This is a genomic window from Natrinema soli (assembly GCF_028618695.1).
On the sequence record NZ_JAQIVI010000790.1, the window covers coordinates 1 to 2,812 of the forward strand.

Annotated in this window: 4 protein-coding genes; all 4 read right to left on the bottom strand. The window is 65.8% G+C overall.

The genetic code is table 11. The features are described from left to right. A partial coding sequence (locus PGX04_RS32570) for a transcriptional regulator (protein ID WP_273742263.1) occupies window positions 1-547 on the bottom strand: 547 nt, incomplete at its 3' end. Window positions 548-629: 82 nt separating this feature from the next. Beyond that, window positions 630-1,232: a DUF420 domain-containing protein gene (locus PGX04_RS32575; protein WP_273742264.1), complete on the bottom strand. Its 603-nt coding sequence runs from the start codon at window positions 1,230-1,232 to the stop codon at window positions 630-632. A gap of 88 nt (window positions 1,233-1,320) precedes the next feature. Continuing rightward, window positions 1,321-2,079, bottom strand: a complete 759-nt coding sequence (locus PGX04_RS32580) for a J domain-containing protein (protein ID WP_273742265.1) — start codon at window positions 2,077-2,079, stop codon at window positions 1,321-1,323. Window positions 2,080-2,172: 93 nt separating this feature from the next. Next, window positions 2,173-2,466, bottom strand: a complete 294-nt coding sequence (ddfA, locus tag PGX04_RS32585) for a DdfA family disk-determining factor (protein WP_273742266.1) — start codon at window positions 2,464-2,466, stop codon at window positions 2,173-2,175. Between the last annotated feature and the right edge of the window lie 346 nt (window positions 2,467-2,812).

The following is a 2,812-nucleotide window of genomic DNA, read 5'->3' on the forward strand; positions in this document are numbered from 1 at the left end:
CCGGAACGCCCGCCACGTCGTCGACGTCGTCGGCGTCGGGCGTGCATGCGACGAGGTTCGAGCCGACCGCGGGGATCAGCGCGGTGAACCCCCCAGTCGTCTCCAGGATGCGCAGCCCTCGCCGGACCGACGAGAGGATCCGCTCGCTGGTCCGGAGATCGCTCTCGGGATCGTGCACCCGAAAGCCCGAGCCGTGGTCGGCCAGCGCCGGGACGGCCTCCTCGTGAAGCTGGGCGAGGAGGTCCCCGCCGGCCTCGAGTTCGCGGATCAGCACCTCGAGTTCGATCAGGGCCTGCACCGGGGATATTTCGCCGGCCGCCAGTCCCGTTCCGAGTTCTTCGACGAGTTCTCGGACGCGCTCGTCGGTGGCGATACGATCGTTGACGGTCACGTCGCCGTGGGCGTACTTCGAGACGGCGCTCTGGCTGATGCCGAGCACCTCGGCGACCTCGCTCTGCGTGAGGCCGCGCTCTCGGAGATCGCCGGCCAGCAGCGATCGGACGGTGGGCAGGAACTCGTCCACGACGATTTCTTCGACGAATTGCATTCGTTAGGCAGGGTACGGGCGGGTGACGGGAGAAACTGTTGGTCCGTTCGGTGAACGGACTCGCATCGCCGACTCGAGATGCTCACAGGATCGGCACGAGCATCGCCGCGAACTCGTAGTCGTAGACGTGGTTGAGCAGGACGTAGGTAACGACGCCCAGAAAGAGGCTCAGGATCCACGCGCCGGCGGCGATGCGGCCGATCCTGGCGTGGGGCGTCCGCCGGAGTTCCGCGGGCGTGTGGGTCAGCCCGAGGATCAGCGCGTAGAGGACGACCGGCACCGAGACGATCGAGAGGATGATGTGGATCGCCAGCATGACGAGGTAGGCGTAGTAGACGCCCTGATGACCGACGAACTCCTTCGTTCCGCCGCCGCCGACCTTGAGAAGGTAGACGACCAGGAACACCAGGATCAACGCGAATCCGGTCACCATCGCCAGCCGGTGTTTCTCGACGTCGCCGGCGCGAATCCAGTACCACCCCAGCACCAAAACCACCGTTGCGGTCGTGTTGATGACCGCGATTACGTGAGAGAGCAGGTTGACCTGCGCGTTCGTCAGATCGGGGTAGATCGGCACGTCTAGCAGGAACGTCCCGAGCACCAGCGCGTAGCCGACGATCGTCAGGAGGACCGTTACGCCCATCGGGCGCTCGCGGAGCCGGCGTCTCGCGTCAGCGGTTGCCATTATCGGACGTTCGGAGCACCGCCGTATCACGTTTGCTGTTCCAGCACGGCTCGCGGACGGCCCGCACTCGAGCGAACGATGTCGAGGCTCAGTCTCGAGCAAACGGGAACCGCTGTAACCGCTCGCTGACGAGCGGCTTCAGCTCGAAGAGGTAGCGCTCCGTGTCCGCGATCCCATCGGAGTCCTCGTCGGGGACGTGCTGGGTGTACATCACCTGATCGAGGGAGACGTCGTCGGGGAGCTCCTGGGCGATGACGACGCCGTCTACCGCGCGGCCCGGCTCGAGTTCGACGTCGGTGCCGGTCCAGCGCTCGGGGAGGTCGTTCGCGTGCGGGGCGACGATGCTCGACCCCTCGTAGAGGAAGCCGTCGTCGCCGAAGAAACTCGTGTTCGCTTTCCCCTGCCAGGGAAGCGGCCGTGAACTCGTGTTGTGGGCGCGGAAGAAAGCCACCGTGCGCGTGGTCGCGACGGTGATGGGGCCGTCGACCAGCGAGGCGAGATCGACGTCGTGGACCAGTCCGGCGAGGCTGAGCGTGAGGTACTCGCCGCTGACGGTCAGTTCGTACTCGCGGTCGCCGCTTCCGACTCGCTCGTCCGGATCGTAGGTCGGACTGTGTTGCCGGACGGACCGTGCATCACCCCGCGTGATCGCGCCGCCGTCCGTTTCGCGGTCGCCCGGCGCTCGTTCGCCGAGGATCGCCTCGTAGGCGTCCTTGATCCGCAGAAACTGCTCTCGAGAGCCACCCTGATCCGGATGATGGATCTTCAACAGGCTCCGGTAGGCCCGGCGAACCGCCCGGTCGTCGGCGTCCGGCGACAGCCCGAGGACCTCGTAGTGGCTCTCCATCGGTGCAGTACTCGATGCTTCGTCGAAAAGAGTCTTTCCGTGTTCACCGTCGACCCCATCCGTTGGAAATCGTCACCTCGTCCTCCCGCTATCTCAGTCCGCGGGTTCGGTCGGTTCCTCGAGCGTGACCGTGCCGTCCCGGTCGACAGTGACGTGGTAGTCACAGAAACGGAACGAAACGGTTCCGTGCGGTCTGTTCGTTCCGTTCGGTCGGTCCGCGAAGAGCGCGTCGAGCGCCGTCGGATCGACGATCGCGTGAAGCGACTCGTACTGCGGCGGAGCCAGTTCCGTCGGCCGAACGCCCTCGGCCTCGGCGACCGTTTCGATCACTGCCTGACTCGGCGGTACCACTGACGGCGCGTCGACGCTATCGCCACCCTCCACCATCGTATTCGCCCCTTCCGAAGCCGGTGAAATAAAACTGTCCTTCCCTGCGCAGCCGGATGTCCGAACGACCCGCCCGATCTCCACTCCGGCGAATTCGAATTCCTCGGGCGAAAATGAGCCGCCTCGTGTGAGATCGGACCCTCCAAACCCTCCGCACGGAATCGAACACTGAACCGGGCTACTCGATGTGGATCGCGGGCTTGCCCGGTCGCGCTTTGTCTGCCAGGTCGTCGTCAGCGGCCGCCCGGCGGACGGTGACGTCCGCACCGAACTCGTCGGTGACGAGCCAGGTCGCGCGGTCGAGAACCTCGAGTTCGCGATCCGCGCCCAGCCGCTGTCCGGGTTC

Excerpts from the sequence above, each read along its gene's own strand:
- PGX04_RS32580 (WP_273742265.1), bottom strand. The coding sequence starts at position 2,079 with ATGGAGAGCCACTACGAGGTCCTCGGGCTGTCGCCGGACGCCGACGAC.
- PGX04_RS32575 (WP_273742264.1), bottom strand. The coding sequence starts at position 1,232 with ATGGCAACCGCTGACGCGAGACGCCGGCTCCGCGAGCGCCCGATGGGC.
- ddfA (WP_273742266.1), bottom strand. The coding sequence starts at position 2,466 with ATGGTGGAGGGTGGCGATAGCGTCGACGCGCCGTCAGTGGTACCGCCG.